The sequence below is a fragment of the Rosettibacter sp. KY25 genome, from assembly GCF_057554405.1.
In genome coordinates this window covers 53106-74059 of sequence record NZ_BAAJAO010000006.1, presented here as the reverse complement: position 1 = coordinate 74059, position 20954 = coordinate 53106, and the positions used below count along the sequence as shown (strand labels likewise).

Annotated in this window: 20 protein-coding genes; 10 read left to right on the top strand and 10 right to left on the bottom strand. The window is 29.9% G+C overall.

All coding sequences use genetic code 11. The features are described from left to right. Positions 1 to 33 precede the first annotated feature (33 nt). The 4 genes from cydB to sucC all read right to left on the bottom strand — a co-directional run bounded on the left by cydB (position 34) and on the right by sucC (position 4111). Positions 34 to 1053, bottom strand: a complete 1020-nt coding sequence (gene cydB / locus AC27L2_RS05475; protein ID WP_487210692.1) for a cytochrome d ubiquinol oxidase subunit II — start codon at positions 1051 to 1053, stop codon at positions 34 to 36. Further along, positions 1050 to 2384 carry a cytochrome ubiquinol oxidase subunit I gene (locus tag AC27L2_RS05470; RefSeq protein WP_487210691.1) on the bottom strand — a complete coding sequence of 445 codons (1335 nt, stop codon included), beginning with the start codon at positions 2382 to 2384 and terminating at the stop codon, positions 1050 to 1052. Before AC27L2_RS05470 ends, cydB begins: the two co-directional genes overlap by 4 nt. Before the next feature lie 56 nt (positions 2385 to 2440). Next, positions 2441 to 2812, bottom strand: coding sequence for a hypothetical protein (locus AC27L2_RS05465; RefSeq protein ID WP_487210689.1), 372 nt, complete (start codon positions 2810 to 2812; stop codon positions 2441 to 2443). A 78-nt stretch (positions 2813 to 2890) separates the two neighbouring features. Then, complete coding sequence (gene sucC, locus AC27L2_RS05460; RefSeq protein ID WP_487210688.1) at positions 2891 to 4111, bottom strand: ADP-forming succinate--CoA ligase subunit beta; 1221 nt, start codon at positions 4109 to 4111, stop codon at positions 2891 to 2893. A gap of 131 nt (positions 4112 to 4242) precedes the next feature. Between sucC and AC27L2_RS05455 the strand changes: the two genes are divergently transcribed. Further along, positions 4243 to 4500 (top strand): hypothetical protein, encoded by a 258-nt coding sequence (locus tag AC27L2_RS05455; RefSeq protein WP_487210687.1) that lies wholly within the window; start codon positions 4243 to 4245, stop codon positions 4498 to 4500. 20 nt (positions 4501 to 4520) lie between these two features. Here the strand turns inward: AC27L2_RS05455 and AC27L2_RS05450 are convergent, their stop codons facing one another. Next, positions 4521 to 5687, bottom strand: a complete 1167-nt coding sequence (locus AC27L2_RS05450; protein WP_487210686.1) for an HDOD domain-containing protein — start codon at positions 5685 to 5687, stop codon at positions 4521 to 4523. Positions 5688 to 5846: 159 nt separating this feature from the next. Between AC27L2_RS05450 and AC27L2_RS05445 the strand changes: the two genes are divergently transcribed. Further along, a complete protein-coding gene (locus AC27L2_RS05445; RefSeq protein ID WP_487210685.1) occupies positions 5847 to 6482 on the top strand; it encodes a YceI family protein in 636 nt (211 codons plus the stop codon). Here the strand turns inward: AC27L2_RS05445 and AC27L2_RS05440 are convergent. From AC27L2_RS05440 to AC27L2_RS05420, 5 genes are read right to left on the bottom strand one after another with little or no spacing between them, the layout of a single operon-like run. Further along, positions 6479 to 7141 (bottom strand): LolA family protein, encoded by a 663-nt coding sequence (locus AC27L2_RS05440; RefSeq protein ID WP_487210684.1) that lies wholly within the window; start codon positions 7139 to 7141, stop codon positions 6479 to 6481. The genes AC27L2_RS05445 and AC27L2_RS05440 overlap by 4 nt on opposite strands. Positions 7142 to 7146: 5 nt before the next feature. Then, entirely contained in the window at positions 7147 to 7983 is an 837-nt protein-coding gene (locus tag AC27L2_RS05435; RefSeq protein ID WP_487210683.1) for an ABC transporter permease, read from the bottom strand. Continuing rightward, positions 7980 to 8903: an ABC transporter ATP-binding protein gene (locus AC27L2_RS05430; protein ID WP_487210682.1), complete on the bottom strand. Its 924-nt coding sequence runs from the start codon at positions 8901 to 8903 to the stop codon at positions 7980 to 7982. Before AC27L2_RS05430 ends, AC27L2_RS05435 begins: the two co-directional genes overlap by 4 nt. Before the next feature lie 45 nt (positions 8904 to 8948). Continuing rightward, positions 8949 to 10757, bottom strand: coding sequence for an MFS transporter (locus AC27L2_RS05425; protein ID WP_487210681.1), 1809 nt, complete (start codon positions 10755 to 10757; stop codon positions 8949 to 8951). Continuing rightward, a complete protein-coding gene (locus AC27L2_RS05420) occupies positions 10754 to 11671 on the bottom strand; it encodes an N-acetylglucosamine kinase (RefSeq protein WP_487210680.1) in 918 nt (305 codons plus the stop codon). Before AC27L2_RS05420 ends, AC27L2_RS05425 begins: the two co-directional genes overlap by 4 nt. Before the next feature lie 241 nt (positions 11672 to 11912). Here AC27L2_RS05420 and AC27L2_RS05415 point away from each other — a divergent pair, with 241 nt between their 5' ends. The 8 genes from AC27L2_RS05415 (at position 11913) to AC27L2_RS05380 (ending at position 20876) form a co-directional block, all read left to right on the top strand. Continuing rightward, complete coding sequence (locus AC27L2_RS05415) at positions 11913 to 12386, top strand: aminoacyl-tRNA deacylase (RefSeq protein WP_487210679.1); 474 nt, start codon at positions 11913 to 11915, stop codon at positions 12384 to 12386. Positions 12387 to 12411: 25 nt separating this feature from the next. Further along, entirely contained in the window at positions 12412 to 12843 is a 432-nt protein-coding gene (locus AC27L2_RS05410) for a lipocalin-like domain-containing protein (RefSeq protein WP_487210678.1), read from the top strand. Positions 12844 to 12989: 146 nt separating this feature from the next. Then, positions 12990 to 16376, top strand: coding sequence for a transcription-repair coupling factor (gene mfd, locus AC27L2_RS05405; RefSeq protein WP_487210677.1), 3387 nt, complete (start codon positions 12990 to 12992; stop codon positions 16374 to 16376). A 96-nt stretch (positions 16377 to 16472) separates the two neighbouring features. After that, on the top strand, positions 16473 to 16901 hold the full coding sequence (locus tag AC27L2_RS05400; protein WP_487210676.1) for a heme-binding domain-containing protein: 429 nt from the start codon (positions 16473 to 16475) through the stop codon (positions 16899 to 16901). A gap of 1 nt (position 16902) precedes the next feature. Continuing rightward, the gene (locus AC27L2_RS05395; protein WP_487210675.1) at positions 16903 to 17934 is read left to right on the top strand and encodes a serine hydrolase domain-containing protein; all 1032 of its coding nucleotides are present in this window, start codon (positions 16903 to 16905) and stop codon (positions 17932 to 17934) included. Then, the gene (locus AC27L2_RS05390; protein ID WP_487210674.1) at positions 17934 to 19049 is read left to right on the top strand and encodes a sensor histidine kinase; all 1116 of its coding nucleotides are present in this window, start codon (positions 17934 to 17936) and stop codon (positions 19047 to 19049) included. The genes AC27L2_RS05395 and AC27L2_RS05390 overlap by 1 nt, the downstream gene beginning before the upstream one ends. Continuing rightward, the gene (locus AC27L2_RS05385; RefSeq protein ID WP_487210673.1) at positions 19050 to 20057 is read left to right on the top strand and encodes a histidine kinase; all 1008 of its coding nucleotides are present in this window, start codon (positions 19050 to 19052) and stop codon (positions 20055 to 20057) included. It abuts the gene before it with no gap. Positions 20058 to 20078: 21 nt separating this feature from the next. Beyond that, positions 20079 to 20876: a LytR/AlgR family response regulator transcription factor gene (locus tag AC27L2_RS05380; protein ID WP_487210672.1), complete on the top strand. Its 798-nt coding sequence runs from the start codon at positions 20079 to 20081 to the stop codon at positions 20874 to 20876. Positions 20877 to 20954 lie beyond the last annotated feature (78 nt).

Below are 20954 nucleotides of genomic sequence, written 5' to 3'. Positions count from 1 at the left end.
CCGTACATTTTTATTAATGCCGGGCACCTGAATTTAATAACTATCTTTTGATATAATAACTTTACCTTTGAAAACTCTGTAAACAAATATTGTGTATGCAATAACTATCGGCATTCCAATTAATGCAATAATTAACATTGTGTTCAATGTATATTGGGATGAAGAAGCATTATAAGTTGTTAAACTGAAATTTAAATCGATGCTTGAGGGCACAAGACGAGGATACAAACTTACAGCACTTATTCCAAATGCCGCAGCAATTGTAATTGAAGATGATAAAAATGAAAGAAAATATTTTTGACTTTTTAATCCAATTGGTATATAAAATAATGATAGTAAAAGAAGGATAAACAAAATCCAGAACAAATAATTTTTTGTCATGCCTTCAAATAAATAGCCCGAATAAAAGAATGTAAAAAATGTTGCAATGATATAAAGAACAATAAACGTCATCCAGCTGCCGGTTGCCCATTTAATCATTCTCTGAAGTTGTGCGCCTTCTGTTTTCATTGTCATATAAATTGCACCATGCATTATAAACAAGGAAACTCCAGTTAATCCAATTATCAAGGCATAAGGATTGAGCAAACTGAAAAATGAACCGGAATAAATTCTTGATTCGTTAATAGGGATTCCTCTAAGAATATTTCCATAAGCAACACTTAATAAAAGTGCAATCAATAAACTTCCAATTCCAAAAGCGTTATCCCAAATTTTTTTATAAATATCGGAAACAATTTTACCTCTGAATTCAAATGAAACAGCACGAAGTATCAGGGCTGTGAGTAATATCATTAATGCAAGATAAAATGCACTGAATACTGTTGCATAAACGACGGGGAATGCAGCAAACAAAGCTCCACCTGCAGTTAAAAGCCAAACTTCATTTCCATCCCAAACTGGTCCAATAGCATTTATGTTAATTCTTTTTTCATTTTCATCTTTTGTAAATAAATGAATTATTCCAACACCTAAGTCAAATCCGTCAAGTATGGAATAACCAATAATTAATACAGCAATTAAAATAAACCAGATTGTATTGAGGTCTATCATAATGTTGCCTCCTTTGGATTAATTGGTTCTGGTCCATGTTTAATTTTATTAATAAGAACATATAAGAAAAGTGCAAAGAGAAGTAAATAAATTATTCCAAAAAGAATAATTGAGAATAGAATTTCACCTGCGCTTACGGTTATCGAGGCAGCTTCGCTTGTTTTTAATAATTTATAAACAATCCATGGCTGTCTTCCAACTTCTGCAGCAATCCATCCAAGCTGGCAGGCAATTACAGGAAGCGGGATTGACCAAATGTAAATTTTCAATAGTTTCTTTTTGTCCCAGATTTTTTTCTTCCAGAGGAAGTATGTTCCCAATGCTGTTATAAAAATGAAATACATTCCAAGCAGAACCATGTTATGATAAGATACAAATGTCAGGAACAATGGAGGAATTTCTTCGCGTGGAAATTCATTTATGCCTTTTACTTTTGCATTGATATCTCCAAATGCTAACCAGCTTAACAATCCTGGAATCTCAATTGGTGCTTTTAATTCTGGGGGATGGTCAAATGGAATTGCAAATAAAGCAATTGGTGCTCCACTTTGAGTGGTGTATAAACCCTGAATTGCAGCAAACTTTTCTGGTTGAGTTCTTGCTACTTGTCTTCCATGTTCATGTCCAAATGGAAAAACTTCAAGAACAGAAACAATTAATCCAAAAATTAGAGCTAAACGAAATGATTTTTTTGCAGCTTCGAGTTCTTTGTTTTTAATAATTAAGTAAGCAGAAATTCCCATCATTAGAAAAGCACCAGAAATTAATGATGCTGTAAAAGTGTGAAAAAATCTTGGAAGTGTTGAGGGATTAAAAACAGCTGCCCAGAAGTCAACAAGTTCTGCTCTTCCATTTCTGATGACATAACCCGCAGGAGTTTGCTGCCAAGAGTTAGCAACAAGAATCCAGAAAGCAGAAATTGTTGCGCCAACAGCAACCATTAGAATAGAAAACCAGTGAACACCCTTTGAAACTTTGTTCCTTCCAAAAATATATAGGCCTAGAAAGGTTGATTCAAGAAAGAATGCAAAAATGCCTTCTGCTGCCAGCGGTGCGCCGAAAATATCACCAACAAATTTTGAATACTCTGCCCAGTTTGTGCCAAATTGGAATTCCATTACAACTCCTGTTGCCACACCCATTGCGAAAATCAATCCAAGGATTTTTCCAAAAAAATTTCCAAGCATAATGAATGATTCATCATTTCTTTTCCAACCAATTGCTTCAAGTATAACAAGAAGCCATGCAAGTCCAATACTTAAAGGAGGAAATATAAAGTGGAATCCAACTGTGAATGCAAATTGTAAGCGGGCTAATAATAGTGCATCCATATTTAACCCCAATTTTGTTTATGTCAGAATTTTTTTGTTATTGAATTTCACGGAAATCAATTGTTTTTAAAATCATCTGTTTTTATAGATTCAGATAAAAATTTCTTTACTCGATTAATAATTTTTTGTGCTTGTCTTCTATTAAACATTGCAAATTCTTCTTTCTTAAAAATTCTTGACAATGCTTTGACAGCCTCTGTAATTAATTGTGAAATATTTGAATCCATCAGGACTAAATCGATAGGCAGCATAAAGAGAGTATCGAATATAGAAGCCTCAACAATTTTTATTAATTGACTATAACTAAGATCTTCAAGGCGTAATCCAACTGGAATTAATCCACATCTTTGTCTTTGCCTTAATTCAATTTTCATTTTTTCTATCAAAATGGAAATTATGGCTTCGATTGTAATTCTAATTTCAATCATAATTAATTCCAGCTGTTAAATTTTTTCTTTGCTAATAGTAACCAGAAGTTTTTATTAATAGTTCAAGCAGCATATTTATTAATTTTTTTGTGACAGAACAGAAGTTACTTTATATGCAGCTTCTTTCAGTGAAGATGCAACTTCAAAGTTCAATCCTGAATTTTCAAGCATTTCTTTTGCAAGTTCTGCATTTGTACCTTCAAGACGAATTACAACAGGAACAGTTACATTAACTTCTTTAACAGCATCGATTACACCCTGAGCAACTCTGTCGCACCGAACAATTCCACCAAATATGTTAATTAAAATTGCTTTAACATTTGGGTCGGCAAGAATAATTTTAAATCCATTAGCAACAGTTTCTTTATTTGCAGTTCCACCAACATCTAAGAAGTTTGCAGGTTCTCCTCCTGCTAATTTTATAATATCCATTGTAGCCATTGCAAGTCCAGCACCATTAACCATGCATCCAACATTTCCATCAAGTTTTATGTAATTAAGATTGTATTTTGATGCTTCAATTTCGAGAGGTTCTTCTTCATCTAAATCTCGATATGCTGCAATTTCAGGGTGACGATAAAGTGCGTTATCATCAAAATTCATTTTTGCATCAAGTGCAACAATTCTATCGTCGTTTGTGATAATCAAAGGATTTATTTCAAGCAGTGAGGCATCTGTATCTTCGTAAGCATTATATAGTTTCATCACAAATGGAATGAAATTTTTGTATGCTGTTCCATTCAATCCAAGACCAAATGCAAGTTCTCTTGCCTGATAGGGTTGAAGTCCAACTGCAGGGTCAATCCATACTTTCAAAATTTTTTCTGGTGTTTCGGCGGCAACTTTTTCTATCTCAACTCCACCTTCAGTTGAAGCCATTATAACATTTCGAGCAACACTTCTATCGAGCAAAATTCCAAGATAAAGTTCTTTTTTGTAATCCAAACCTTCTGTAATAAAAATTGTTTTTACAATTTTTCCTTCAGGACCTGTTTGATGAGTTACAAGCAAATTGCCAAGCATTTTTGAGGCATATTCTTTTGCTTTTTCTATAGATGTGGTGAATTTTACTCCGCCTTCAAGTATCAGTTCATCTCTGTTATTTACATTATAAATTTTTCCTTTGCCTCTTCCACCGGCATGAATTTGTGCTTTTACTACAAATTGATTAATTCCTTTTGCCTGAAGCTGTGCGATTGCATTATCAAATTCTGAAATATCTTTGATTGCAATTCCATCCTGAACAGGAACATTATATTTTTTTAGAGTTTCTTTTGCCTGAAATTCATGAATTTTCATAACAATTTCCTCAATAGTGATTTTGAATATTCTATTTACTGACAAAAATTAAATCATTTTGTAAACAGATTCAATTTATGAATTAATTGATTCAAATTATTGTTTGAAGAACAATAATATTTGGAGGATTTATGAATAAGAAACAAAGAATAATTTTGTTTGCAGTTATTTCAATTGTGTTTTTGTCGATGATTATTTGGTTATTCTATGGTGGTGAAATTTTTACAAAGTCGCAAGTTCTTATTGAAACCAAAGATGAACTCTTTGGATGGACAGAAAAGAAATGGGTGAATAAATTTGTATGGGGATTGGATTTAAGTTTATTAATAAGCGGAATCAGCATTTTAACAGGCAGCATTCTCTTTTTTATATTTAGGAATAAAGAGTAAGAGAATGATTTTTATTAATATTATGCGTTCTCTACTTTTTCTTCATGACCATTTAAAAGTTCAATTAAACCATCTTTAGTATAAATAGTATCATAAATTGAATCATCTATCCCTTCAATATTTGCTAATTTATTGCTTATTTGTACAGCTGAAGTAACATTGAAATCATTGATTGTTGGAGTTCCATGATGCAAAAGAATAGCTTCCACAATTTCTTTGGAAAAACCCCATAGTGAAAGAGCATATGCTCCAAGTTCTGAGTGAGAAGCCCCATAATATTTTTTAACATCTTCATCATTAATTGAAGCACTGTTGTTGAAGAATTCTAATACTTTAGAATGATTTTGTTCAATGTTCATTAAAATTATTTTACCAATATCATGCAAAATTCCTGCTATGTATGCTTCTTCAGCTAATTCTCTCTTTTGTGTAAAATGATATGTTAATTTATGTGATAAAGTACTTACAACAAGACTATGATTCCAGATTGTTTCGATTATTTCTTTCAGTCCTTCTTTTTTATCTAAATGAGAAAATACTTTTTCATAGAGAATTACAGACTTAACAACATTAAGCCCAAGTATATTAATTGCTTGATGCAAGTCAGTTATTTTTGCAGCAATACCAACAAAAGCTGAATTTACTAATTGAAAAATTTTGGTTGTTAATGCAATATCTTTGGCTATTAAATTTACTACTCTGTGAATTGAGGCTTCAGGTGAAAAAATTTCTTTTTCTATTTTATAATAAATTTCTGGCAACGAAGGAATTCCATCTTCTCCATTTAGTTTGATTAATGTTCTTTCATTTGTTATCAAATTCTTAAGTATCAGAGGGAGTTCCAATTTTATTCTAATTGATTCAAAATTATCCGGCTTAAGCAGGAATTGATGAGCTAAATTAAAATTTCGGATTGATAATTTTTCATCTTTATCTGAAGCAAGAAGAATTCTCAATACCTTTGGATAATTTTTTTTTATTCTTGATAATAATTCAATTCCATTAAGTTCAGGCATAATATAATCTACAAGGCAGGCATCAATTTCATTTGTTTTCAATATATCTAAAGCTTCTTTTGCATTTCTTGCAAAATAACCCTGCCACTTATTGCTAAAAGGAGTTAATAGTTGAGCATATTCATTTAAAATTTTTTGATTATCATCTACAAATAATAATTTATATTCCATAATAATTCCTTATGATACAGAAGTTTTTGATTCCCACTTTTATAATCGATAAAATGAGCAAAAATTTAAATGGTTATAATTATGAATCATAAAAAATTTTATCCTGTGAACTAAAAACTACAATAGTATGTTTTGGCGATAAAGTAATGAGGATTTGTTATGAAGCCGAAATTTGTTGTGTTATTTTTTCTAATTGCAATTGTTTCTATTTACTCACAGGGCTTTAAAGTAAAAGCAAAAGGAATTAAAACTTTTGATTTTTATGATAAGAATGGCAGAAATCAGGCAGTTTTTTTCAGCACTACTCCACTTGAAGATATTACGGGAACTGCTAATGGAATATCGGGCAAAGTTACTTTTGATGTTGCCGATTTTGCTAAAACATTGAAAGGAAAAATTATTGTAAAAGTAGAATCGATTAATACAGGGATTGAGCTTCGTAATCAACATTTAAGAAGCAAAAATTGGCTTAATGCAGAAAAATATCCTGACATTATTTTCGAAGTTATTTCTGTCAGTGATGTAAAACAGACAGGCGATAACAAACTAAGTTTTAAAGTAAATGGAAATTTTACATTGCATGGAGTTACAAGAATTATTTCAGCCGCAGCTGAGGCTGTTTATCTTGATGAAAATGAAGAAACACAGAAGAGAGCACCTGGAGATTTGCTTGGCGTAAAAGCAAAATTTAACATTAAGCTTTCTGATTTTAATATCAATAATCAAATAATTGGAAATAAAGTAGCTGATAATATTGAAGTTAGTGTAAATATTATTGGAAACAGTGAAAATTAGTTATTCATAAAAATTTTGTCAGGAATGCCTTTGTTAATTTTATAATTGGAATAAATTATTGTTACAGTTCCATTAAGACTTCTTCTGAAATTTGCTCCTAAATTTTTTTGTGTTGATTGATTTCCATTCTTTTCTTCTGAACCAAATGAAAAAATTACTTTCGATGGCAAACCATATTTGTTGTCGTTGTATGATAAATCAATTCTTACAGTCATTGAATGTTTGTTTACTGTTTCAATTTTTCTAATAAGTTTATCAGAAGAATCAATCCATAATGTTGATAAAATTATATCAGTAGTATCTGAATTTGGGATAACTTTTATTACATCAACACTTTTGGAATCTAACAATTCTGAACGGACAAAAACAGCAGAGTAGTCACTTTTGAATAAATCAATAGGTGAAAAACTAACTGCCTGTTTAGGAATCATAGCAAAGTTATCTGATTGAATTTTGGTTTTATTTGGTTTCTTATAATAAATTTTGATTTTTGTATCTGGAACCTTGATTGATGAAAAGTCAAATTTAATTTCCGCCTCAACTTCATAATCTTTTATTAAATCATACTTATGTTTGATATCATTTAGAATTTTTAATGCATCTTTTTGTTGTGCAAAAGTGCAGTGCAGAAAAATCATTATTGAAAGTATTACAGCCATGTTTATTAACTCAAAATATCTTTTCTAATAAATATAATTGAAGTCAAAATAAGAAATCCAATTGAATATCCGACAAGAACAAATGCAGAATTTATTATTTCTTTGAAATCTACATTCTCATTAAAAAATTTATCCCACTGTGACATATGTGTTGTAAAAAAATAAGGTTGTATTTTGTCAAAAAATTCAATTGGCAAAGCTGATAACACAAACAAAATTATGATTACAGCCATAGTTGCTACAATTGGACCTATTGCATTTTCAACAAGAGAAGAAAATAAAAATGAAAGAGAATAAACTGTAATCATACTTAATATTGCAAATAAATAAGCGTAAAAAAATCTCCACAATACATCATTTGAATCGAAGATTATCAGCTTTCCTCGAAATGAAATTAGATTTCCTGTTCCAAACAATAAAATGCTCACAACAAGACTTAATAACACAAGCCAGAGGATTAATGATATTACATAAATTATCCCGGCAACATATTTAGAAATTATCACTTCAAATCTTGATACTGGCCTGATTAGAAGCATTCTGTAAGTGCCTGCAGTTGCTTCGCCAGCAAAAACATCTCCGCCAACAAGAACAATAAGAAAAGGAATATGAATAAATAGGGATGACAAAATTAGATATGCAATTAAATAACCATTGAATAAGTTTCCAATAAAAATGAATGAATCCTGCAAACCTCTTGTAAGAACTCGAATATACTGGTCTTTAGTTGAATAAAGAGCAAGCTGAATTATAGGAATCAATATACCTATTGCAATAAATCCAATATAAGTGCGCCACTTTTTATAAATTTTCAATAACTCGATATAAATCAAGGTTTTCACTTTTCGTTTCCTTCTGTAATTTTTAGGAAATAATCTTCAAGTGAACGGACAGGTACAACTGCACTTACTTCTATATTATTTTCTATTAGATATTTATTAAGAAAAGAAATTTCATTTTGCGGCATTTCAAAATAGATTAAATTTTTTTCTGATGATTTGAAATAATTTTTCCATTGCGATGAATCAATAATTCTAATTGCATTTTCAATATCATTAACTTCAAAAGTTACCGTAACATTTCCTGAATTCAATAAGTCCTGAACATTTCCTTCAACTTGTGCTTTACCTTTATTGATGATAATCATTCTTGTTGCAATTAATTCAACTTCTCTTAATATATGCGAAGAAAGAAAAATTGTTTTTCCTTTATCTTTGCTGAGATGAATAATTAAATCACGAATTTCTTTCATGCCTTGAGGGTCTAAACCTGTAGTTGGTTCATCAAGAATTATTAATTCGGGGTCATGCAAAAGTGCCTGTGCAAGACCAAGTCTTTGTTTCATTCCATGAGAAAATGTTTTTACTTTGCTTTTATATCTTTCAGAAAGTCCAACTAATTCAAGCATTTCCATAATTTTGCCTTTTGTTACATCAATTCCACTTAATCTTCCAAGTATTTCAAGATTTTGATATGCTGAGAGATAAAGATAGAAGTCCGGTTTCTCTACAATTGCTCCAACTTTTTTTAGTATAACTTTTCTATTTGATTTAAGAGGGAGTCCGAAAATTTTAATTGAGCCGGCTGTTGGTTTAATTAATGAAAGGAGCATTCTAATTGTTGTACTTTTACCTGCACCATTTGGTCCAAGAAATCCAAATATATCTCCTCGATAAACATTAAAATCAAGATTATCTACAGCAGTTAAATTGCCAAATTTTTTTGTTAAGCCTTTTACTTCTATTACTTTTTCACTATGCAATTAAAAATACTCCGAAAATTTGCAAACATAAGACGAATTCATTTATTATTTGTTCGAATTAGATTGATTATTTCTTTTTCCAAAAGAGGAATCGATAGGAATATATTTTGCTAAAATGAATGAAGGAATTGTTGCAATACAAACCCAGATGAAGAAATATTTGTAACCAATTGCTTCCTGAATCATTCCGCTGAACATTCCTGGCAGCATCATTCCCAATGCCATAAATCCTGTTGCAATTGCATAATGAGATGTTTTGTATTCACCTTCGGAAATATAAATCATATACATCATGTAAGCAGTAAAACCAAGACCATAACCAAATTGTTCAACTGCAACACAAGCATTAATGATATATAAATTAGTTGGTTGTGCATAAGCAAGAAAAACATACAATAAATCTGGAACATTCAAAGCGATAAGCATTGGAATTAACATTGATTTAAGACCTTTTTTAGAGATTAAAATTCCACCAAGAATGCCTCCCAAGATTAATGCAATAATTCCGATAGTTCCATAGATAAAGCCAACATCAGAAGTTGATAAACCAAGTCCTCCAGCTTCATAGGAATCGAGCATGAATGGTGAAACTAATTTGACTAATTGTGCTTCGCCAAGTCTATATAACAGGAGAAATCCAATAATCAACAGAATTTTTTCTTTTTCAAAAAATCTGAAAAATGCTCTGAAAAATTCTTTTATAACTGATGACCTTCTTTCCTGAAGTATTGATTTATCTGCTGCAGGACGAGGTAAAATAAAATTATGATAGATAAAAAATATAAAATAAAGTATTGCAACAAGTGCAAAAGGAATTATCCATGCTATAAGAATTTTTTCTGATTGAATTTTTAATACTGCTTCAGACTTTTTTTGAACTAAAGGGTCTATTTGAACAACTGCATATGCTAATTTATTCCAGTTGTTCGAGTTGAAAGTAATTGATTTGCCTGTTAATATTGAAAAACCGGAGGAACCATTAGAAAAGTCGAGAGTAATGTTATAATTTTTTCCTTCCTCCGGCTTTCCTGAAAGATGAAAAGAAATTAATCCAATATTTCCAACTAATTCATGTGGATTTGTTGTATCGGGAACAGATAATCTTTCTTTTGTGAATCCATTTATAATGTTAAACTTTTGTGCAAAGTTTACATAGAAATTCACTGTCTCTTTTGTTTGAGGATGTGTGCTTATTTCAAGTATTGATGGTCGGGCAACAATTTTTAATTTACCTTCAATTGGAAAAACTTTTGATGAATCAATTCGAATTGTGTTTTCGAAAAATTTTTCTGGTGATGCAATTAATTTTACTTCTGCGGGTGTAACGGAAAAAGTTGATTCTAAGTATCCAGCAAGAATGACTAGCAATCCCTGCCCTGCAATCATTGCAATTCTATAAAATGTGCTTCTAATTCCAACAAACAAAGATTGTTTGCTTTCAGAAAGAGAAAGCATATAAAAACCATCTGCAGATATATCGTGGGTTGCAGAACTAAAAGCAATTAACCAAAAAAATGCAAGTGTGAATTGAAAAAAATCGGGGACTGGAATTGTTAACGCAACACCGGCTAAACCAGCTCCAATCAATAGCTGCATTGAAAGTATCCAGAAACGTTTTGTTCTGAATATATCAACAAATGGACTCCATAAAGGTTTAATAACCCAAGGAAGGTAAAGCCAGCTTGTATAGAGAGCTATATCAGCATTTGAAATTCCAAGTCGTTTATACATTATTACCGAAACAGTAATTACAATTACATATGGAAGACCTTCTGCAAAATATAAAGTTGGAATCCAAAACCATGGATTTTTAGTTTTTGCAATTTTTTTATCGTGAGTTTTTTTAATTATCATTTTTCATTCAGTTTTGATGAATAAACTTTTTTGGCAAATAATGCTGCACCAAATTCTGGAGTAAATTTTGGTTTGATAATTTTTATTTCTTTGAAATTCTTTTTGATTTTTTCTTTAATCAATTTTGAATAAAAATTATTGCTAGTTATTAAATTTCCAATTAAACAAAGCCTAAAGTTTTCATTCCAAAATTTTTTTGCAGATTTAATAAGAAGAAGAATTTCTTCTGATTCTTCCTCAAGTATTGAGATTGCAATTTTATCTTTTTTAGCTGCAGCATTAATAACATAAGGAGCAAAGTTTTGTATTTCTAAATTATTGTTGTAAATACTTTTGATGAGTTCATCACGATTGTTAATCGAGAAATTTTTCTTAAGAATATCTGTCAACATTGTTTTATCAAATCTGCCGTCAAAATTTTTTGAAGCTGCTTGTAATCCCTTTTTGCCAATTGAATATCCGCTTCCTTCATCGCCAATTAATCTGCCGTAACCACCTGCAATAAATGTTTTTCCATTTTTCTTAGAAAATAAAATGGAACCTGTTCCAATTATTAAAATTGTTCCATCATTACCATGAAAAGCTCCTTCGTGTGCAATTTCAATATCACTGGTTATGTTGAATTCTGGCAGTATAATTTTTTTCTCTTTCGATTTTTTAATTAATGCTTTTCTTAAATTTTCTGAATTTTCTTTTCTCCCGCAGCCTGAAATTCCAAGTGTGCAATGTAAAATATTCCATCTTTTAGTTACCTGTTCAATCAAATTAATCAAAACAGTAGCAGAATTTTCGTAACCAATTATTAAAGGGTTCGAAGGACTACCCTCAAGTTCATAAATTATATTAAGATTATCGTCTATGCAAACACATTTTGTTTTTGTTCCGCCGCCGTCAATCCCTAAGAAGTAGTTCATTGATTAAGTGGAAATATTTGAGTTCTAAGATATGGAAAAATTAAAAAGAATAAAAAATTGGGAAATAAAATTTTGTTAATTCTGAAATAATAATTGAATTCATTATTTATTGTTGCTAATTTTCAAATGCCTCATTTCACTGCTAATATTTTTCTGGGATTTGCTGAAATGTTGTTTTGATTTCGTTGTGAAATTACTTTACTGTTGCTGACATGATTAATAAAAACAGCTTGGAGGGAAAATGCCTTCAAAAAAATTAAAAGAGTTTCTAGATCAGAATAATGTGAAGTATGTCACAATCAGACATTCACTTGCCTATACTTCTCAAGAAATTGCTGCCTCTGCTCACATTAAAGGGAAGAATTTGGCAAAGACAGTCTTGATTAAAATCAACGGAAAAATGGCAATGCTTGTTCTTCCTGCTACTCATAAAGTTGATTTTGATTTGCTTAAAAATGCATTGGGAAATGAAAATGTTAGACTTGCAAACGAACAGGAATTTCTGGATAAGTTTCCTGAATGTGAAGTAGGTGCTATGCCTCCTTTCGGAAATCTCTATAACATGGAAGTTTATGTTGACGAAGCTTTGTCCGAAGACAAAGAAATTGCATTTAATGCAGGCACTCATGTTGAACTTATTCAAATGTCTTATGAAGATTTTGAAAGACTTGTAAAACCTAAGAAGATGAAATTTTCTCATCTTTCAAAACTATAACTTAAACTAATAATCGAGGTAAACAATGAGAGAAAAACTTTTTACATTATTTTTAATAACATTGCTGATATTTACCGCATCATGCAACAAAGAGGATAATCCCGTAAGTCCTGAAAATGATATCGTTGGTACATGGGTATTAACCAAACTTATTTTGCCTGATTATGGAAATATGGAAATTAATCCGCAACAGGCAGGCATTAGTGTAACATTTAAGATGAAAAGCGACCACACATTTGAAGCCACTTTTACAGACTCTGGGGGGTCTGAGACCGATACCGGAACATGGAGTGTTTCTGATGGAAAAATTACAATGAAAAGTAATTCTGGGGAGACTCAAACATTTGATTATGAGATTTCGGGGAATAAACTTAGGATTACATTACAAATGGATTTGAGCGATTTTGGTATGCCAGGTGTAAATACCCGTGTAATTATGGAATTTACAAAACAATAATTCTTAATTTTTTTCTGCTTAATTTTACGATGTAAATTTATTTGAGCACCAGCTTGGTGAAAACTTGCTGGTGTTCATTGTTTTAATTCACCCTCGTTATTTGAGGAGTTGAATTATTATGTATTTTAAAAATTATAATGGATTTTATGAAATCAATTTTTGAAACATTCAAAAGCTCGTTTTCATTTTTTGAATCATTGAATAAAAGCATAGCAGAGTTAAATCCTAAGGAAAAACTTATCATCTCAAATTTTGCAGGTTCTTCACGTAATCTTTTTGTTGCACATCTATTTCAAAAAGAAAAACAAATTTTTCTTTTGTGTGAAGATTTACAATCACTAAACGAAACAAGAGTTGAACTTGACCTTCTTGGCGCAGGTGATAAAATTATTGTTATTGATGAATTTGATATTGAATCAGTTCAAGAGAAATTAACAGATTTAACAAAACGAGAAAATTTTATTTTAATTTCCACTTATGAGTTGTTAACTCAAAAATTTCCTTCAAATAAATCTTTTAAGGATAATATTACTCAAATAACTACAGGCAGCAATATATCTTATAATGAACTAATAGAATATCTCAATCTTTTGAATTACAATCAGGATAGATTTGTAGATGAACAAGGAGATTTTGCAATACGAGGTTCAATTATTGATTTCTGGTCATACAGCGAAAAACATCCATGCCGATTAGAATTTGATGGCGATTTTATTGAATCAATTCGTCACTTTGATCCAGAAAGTCAGCGTTCAACAGAAAAAGTTGATTTTATAACACTGGCTCCTTTATTAAATGATTCATTGATTTTTACAGAAAATATTTTTTCATATCTGAATAATCCGGTTATATTTGCTGCAGATTATAAATTAAAAGAATTAGTAAATGATTCATTACATAACAAACCGATTCAAAATATTGAAGATGAGGAACTTGATGAAGAATTAAAGGAAGAATTGTTTGATAACAAGTTAATTAATTCATCAAAATACATTTTTGATTCTTTAAAAGATGAAAATGAACAAAAAGAAAATTTAGAAAAATTATTCAATGAAAATGCACGATGGATAATCGAAGATACTCTAAATGTTTATGATAACAAGTTAAATTTGGAATTGTCTGAACCTCCAACTATCAATTCCAACTTTGAACTTCTTTTTACAATTCTTAAAAGTTATTTAGAGAAAGGAAATAAAATAATTATCACTGCAGAAAATGAACTTCAAAGTAAAAGATTAACTGAACTTCTTTCAGATTTTAAAACAGAACTTGCTGAATTTATTGAAGAAGGAAAAATCAAAATCATTTCATTTCCAATAAAAGCAGGCTTCATTTCGAGAAACGATAAAATTGCAGTTCTAACAGATTATCAAATTTTTAATAAGCCTTATCGAACAAAAATTTCAACCAGATTAAAAGCTAAAAAATCCAGAGCTAAAGATTTTGCGTCTATTAAAAAAGGTGATTTTGTCGTCCATGAAATTTATGGAATTGGACAATATGCTGGACTTGAAACAATAAAAATTGGTGAAGTAGAACAGGAATCAATCAAAATATTGTATGCAGATGGAGATGTTGTCTATGTAAATCTCAATTATCTTTCTCTCGTTAAAAAATTTTCATCAAAAGATAATGTTCAGCCAAAACTTACAAAACTTGGAAGCGGTGAATGGACAAGAACTAAGAAAAAAGTTAAATCAAAAATTAAAGATGCAGCTCGAGAGTTAATTACTTTATATGCAAAAAGAAAATTAACAAAAGGATTTGCTTTTAGTACCGATACAATCTGGCAAAAAGAACTCGAAGCTTCTTTCATTTATGAAGATACACCAGACCAGATGCGTGTTACAGAAGAAGTAAAAAATGACATGGAAAGTGAAAATCCAATGGACAGACTTGTATGCGGCGATGTTGGATTTGGCAAAACAGAAATTGCAGTTCGAGCTGCTTTCAAAGCTGTTAACGACAGCAAGCAAGTTGCTCTTCTTGTTCCAACTACAATTCTTGCAGAACAGCATTTTAATACTTTCAAAGACAGACTTGCTCAATTTCCTGTTCGAATTGAAATGCTCTCAAGATTTCGAACTCAAAAAGAACAAAAAGAAATTATTGAAAAACTTGCTAAAGGAGAAATTGATATTATCATTGGTACTCATCGATTATTATCAAATGATGTTCAGTTCAAAGATTTAGGACTTTTAATCATTGATGAAGAACATCGATTTGGTGTTATGGCAAAAGAAAAACTTCGTTCCTTTAAAGCAAATGTTGATACACTTACTTTAACTGCTACTCCAATTCCAAGAACATTGAATCTTTCTTTGTTAGGTGCTCGTGATTTATCAATCATTGCAACCCCGCCTCCTAATCGTCAGCCTATTTATACTAAAGTAGATACATTTGATATTTTTAAGATTCGTGATTGGATATTGCATGAAGTGAACAGAGGCGGTCAAGTTTATTTTATTCACGACAGAATTCAATCAATAGATAAAATTGCAGCTTATATTCAAAAACATGTTCCTGAAGTAAAAATTGGAATTGCTCATGGACAGATGAAACCTTCACAGCTCGAAAAAGTAATTCATGATTTCTTGAACAAACGATATGATGTTCTTATCTCTACAAAAATAATTGAATCAGGAATCGATATTCCAAGTGTAAATACAATTATTATCAATCGTGCAGATAGATTTGGACTTGCAGAACTTCATCAACTTAGAGGGAGAGTTGGAAGAAGTGATAAACAGGCTTATGCATATCTTCTTGTCCCTTCAATTGATTCTGTAACAAAAAAAGCTGTTAAAAGACTTCAAGCAATCGAAGAATACACAGATTTAGGAGAAGGATTCAATATTTCTATGAGAGACCTTGAAATTCGCGGCGCAGGTAATCTGCTCGGCACAGAACAAAGCGGTTTTATAGATTCAGTTGGTTTTGATATGTATTTGAAATTAGTTGACGAAGCAGTTGAAGAACTTCGTCAAAGTGAATTCAAAGAAGTTTTCAAAGATTTGCCCAAACAAATTGAAAGGTCTGAACCTACTATCGATACTTTTTTTGAAATTGGAATACCTCAAGACTATATGCCGGATCAATCCGACAGACTTGCATTTTATACATCATTATTTTCGATGCTGAAAATAGATGAAGCTGAAGAATTAAAAGAAGAAATGATTGATAGATTTGGAAAACTCCCTCAGCATGTTGAAAGATTAATTCTTGTTGCAACACTTCGGTTTTATGCTTCATTTGCTCTTCTTGAAAGAATTATAATACAAAGAAAAAAATCAATTATTATTTTGCCAAAAGGAAATCGAGAAGAATATTATCAAAACAAATTTGTTCCATTGTTGAATTTTATTTATGAGAATTATTCGAAATCAATAAAATTTGTCCAACAAAATGAAGCACTCAAACTTGAAATTATTAACAGTTCAGATGAGCCGGAAAAGATTCTCGAATTTTTAATTGAACTTTGCAAACAAATGACAAATATTATTAACGCTGATGTGTTGAATTCGGTTAATTAAAAAACTTGAACTTTGTTCTAAATTAAAAATGTTTGTAAGTAAGTTTATTTTTGATATACTAACAGCAAAAAAACACGAAAGAATAATGAGGGAATTATGAGGAAAAAAATAATCAAATTTGTTCTTGGCTTTCTTGCCGGATTATTAATTGCAATTCAATTTGTAAAAGCAGATAGAATCAATCCACCTGTTACTGCTGAAATTGCTGTCCCGGATGATTTAAAAAATATTTTCAAAACCTCCTGTTATGATTGTCATTCAAATGAAACTAAATGGCCTTGGTATAGCTATGTTGCTCCAATTTCTTTTTTCATTGTTGATGATGTAAAAGAAGGAAGAGAAAAACTTAATTTCTCTGAATGGGAAAAATATGATGACGCAAAGAAAAATAAATTAAAAGAAGAAATTTGGGAAGAAGTTGAAAAGGATGATATGCCATTGCCGATTTATACTTTTTCTCATCCGGATTCAAAATTGGATTCTGCCAAAAAGGAAAAAATTAAAAACTGGGCATTTGGTAAATAAAATGTTCAATTTCTTTTTTAATTATTTAATTGTGATTTTGTTGTTGATTGTTAAACCAGATGAAACAAAAAACTTTTCGAAGCAAATTAATGGAAATATTATGCAGAATATTATGAAAGTTGATTCAATGTTGATTGATTATAATAAAAAAAATCCAGTTACACACAGTTTGTTAATTTATAAAGGCAATCAGCTGCTTTTAGAAAAATATTATAATGGTTTTAATGAATCTAAGCTTGCTAACCTTAAATCCGTAACTAAAAGTATAACATCACTATTAGTCGGAATTGCAATTGATAAAGGAATGATTAAAAATGAAAATCAAAAATTAATTGAAATAATGCCCGAACTTTTTAATAAAGTTTCTGATGATAAGAAAAAAGAAATTACAATTCGTCAATTGCTTACAATGAGTGCAGGATTTGATTGGAATAACTTTGGAGGAAAGTGGCGCAAAGGATGGGATAATTCAAAAGAACCAAATAAATACTTGATTGAGAAAGTTCCATTAATAAATAATCCAGGTGAAATTTGGAATTACAACAGTGGACTTTCTCATTTATTATCCGGCATAATAAAAAAAATTACGGGTGAAAATACAATCATATTTGCAAAAAGAAATTTATTCGAACCACTTGACATAAAAGAAATAAAATGGGAAAAAGCTCCAGATGGAAATGAAAGAGGCAACTCTGAATTGTGGCTAAAACCAAAAGACCTTGCTAAAATTGGATTGATGATGATTAATGAAGGCAAATGGAAAAATAAACAGATTATCAGCAAACAATGGATTGATAAATCGACAAAAAAATATTTTGATGGATTTCCACAAATTGGCGGATATGGATATCAATGGCATACAAGAAAATTTGGCAGGTATAATTCTTATCTTGCTGCAGGATGGGGCGGTCAGTTTTTAATTGTGATACCTGCTTTAGATTTAGTAATTGTCAATACATCAAAATGGAATGTTGCTAAATCAACTTATGTAATTTTTGAATTGGTAGAAAAATATTTAATCAGAAATTTGTAATGCATTCAATTTCATTAAAGAATATTTACTTTAATAAGAAAAGCAGTTATTATCATCTCCAGTTGACTCTTTTCTTTGCTTTAATTTTTATTGCTCTTGCAGTTGCACTCCAGCATTATTTTATAATTGAACCTAATTCAACTCAACACTATAGTTTATTGTGGCATATCCCTTTTAATATTTTTTACTGGCTTTACTGGTTTTTTATTGCACCAGTAATTTTTAAGATAGTAAAAAAATATAACCAGAATAAATTTATTGATTACTTAATTATTTATTTTGCTGCTCCAATAATTCTTGTAAGCATTCATCAAATATTATCTGCAGTTGTTATAAATCTCATACTCGATTATCTCGACATTGAAACTTTGATTTACAGAAGAATACTCCGAAATCAATGGCTCTGGGTTGATATCGTAATTTATTTTATCATAGAAACGGGAATTTATGTTGTAGAAAATCTTGAAGAAAATAAGAAAGAAGAAATAAAATTATCTCAATTAAATAACAGTATTACAGAAGCACAGATAAGCATATTGAGAAGTCAAATTCATCCGCATTTTTTGTTTAACACATTCAATACACTTTCAACATTAATATTGAAAGAAGACAGACATACTACATTGAAATTGATTAAAAGTATTAAAGAACTTCTTTCAAGGTCAATTAAAGAAAATCATAATTCACTAATTTCATTAACTGAAGAATTAGAATTTGTAAAAAATTATCTGGAAATAGAAAGATTAAGATTTGGAGAAAAGCTTTCTTTTGAAATTAATAGCAATGTAAATCTTCAAAATGCTTTAATACCAAATTTTATACTTCAGCCTCTTGTGGAAAACTCAGTTCGTCATGGAATTGCAAAAATTACGGATAAGGGAATTATTCAGATAAATATTGATAAAGAAAATAATCATCTGATAATTTCTGTTGAAGATAATGGAAAAGGAATGGAAGACAACAAAATTGAAAAAGGATTGGGATTAAAAATTATCAGAAAGCAGCTTGAATATTTTTTTGAAGATAAATATGATTTCAAATTAATGAAATCAAAACTTGGCGGATTGAAAGTATTAATGAAGATCCCTTTAGTCAAAGATCAACTGCTGGTGTAAATGGTTTCACAATTGAAAAAAATAATTGACCTCAAATTATTTATGTCACTTTTTATTGTGCTCAGTTTTGTTGGGTTAATTAATTCATTGCAGACATATTTTATTTACCGCAAGACTATTAATCCTTTTTTACTTCTATTATTAACGAAACTAATTTATAACTGGTATTTCATTGTTATTGCAGTTACTATTTTAATTCTTGTTAACAGTCAAAAGAAAAATGTTTTTTTAGAAATACTGAAAGATGTGTTTATTATTTTTTTATTGATTGCAGCTCATCAGTTTATTTTTTATGCTTCTGAAAATTTATTGTTGATAAGAAAAAGTTATAACAGTTTTTATCAATTTATGTTTAACAATCCCTTGGTTTGGCTTGATATTGTAATGATAATTTTATTTTACCTTGGTTTTTATTTGATTAAATATAAAAATCAATTAAGAGAAAATGAGTTAACAAGCTACCAGCTGAAAGAAAAATTGTCATTAACCAAGCTGCAGGAACTTAAAAGTAAAATTAATCCTTCATTTCTTTACAAATCATTAGAAAAAATTTCAGAACTAGTAAGAGATGGACAAACCAATCAAGCAGACAATCTGTTGACATCAGTAAGTGAGTTTTTACGAATTTCACTTTATAACGAAAAAGATTTTATTTCCCTTCGTGATGAAATTGATATTGTGGAAAAATATTTATCAGTTGAAAGAATAATTTCTGGGAAGAAATTAGAATTGAAAAAAAATGTCGAAAATTCTTACGAAGATTTTATGGTTTCCTCTTTTTCAATTTTATTTGTTATAAAAAATTTATTGAATATAATCAATAATGATATTTGTATTGAATTAACTGCAAAAGAAATGAACAAAAAGTTTTTCGTCGTTCTTAATACTTATTTTGATAAAGAAATTGGGAATGATGAAATCAACAAGCTCCAGAATTTTATGAAAGAAAATGAAAATATCTATTTGCTTGAAAATAATAATAGTTATTCTATTGTATTGAGCAATTAGAAAATAATAAGAGGTAATAATTTGAAAGTAAAAACAATCATAGTTGATGATGAACCTCATGCAAGAGAAGGATTGAGGATTCGTTTGAAAGATTACAAAGAAATTGAAATTATTGCTGAGTGCAGTTCAGGAATTGATGCTGTAAAAAAAATTAATGAGCTTTTACCAGATTTAATTTTTCTTGATATTCAGATGCCGGGGATGAATGGTTTTGAAGTTCTTAAAAATCTTGATGATGAAAATATTCCAATGATAATTTTTGTAACAGCTTATGATAAGTATGCTCTCAAAGCTTTTGAATTCCATGCTGTGGATTATTTATTAAAACCAATTGATAAAACTCGCCTGAAGAAAGCAATTGATTTTGCAATTAATGAGATTGAGAATCGGAGATTAAAATTGTATTCCCAAAAATTCAAAACACTTGCAGATGAATATCTGAATTTAATTTCTAATAAAGAAAAGAGAACCGATGAAGGAAAATTTATAAACAGAATTTCTGTGAAGAATAAAAATATTATTAAAATAATTCCGGTTGCAGAAATTGACTGGATAGAAGCTCAAGGTGATTATGTTTGTATTCATGTTAATGATGAAAAATTTCTGTTGCGCGATTCATTAAATGCTCTTGAGAATAAATTAAATCCGGAAATTTTCATAAGAATACATCGTTCATCAATTGTTAATATTGAAAGAGTGGAAAAGCTCAAGTCAAATGAGCATGGTGATTATGAATTGTTCCTGAAAGATGGAACAAAATTGAAGATGAGCAGAACTTATAAAGAAAATTTTCAAAAGTTATCAGGATTCACGTTTTAAAAATCGCAGCTAACCTTTTCTAAATAGCGGCTTACCGAAAAATTACTCGGCTTATAGAAATTATATTCTAAATTCTAA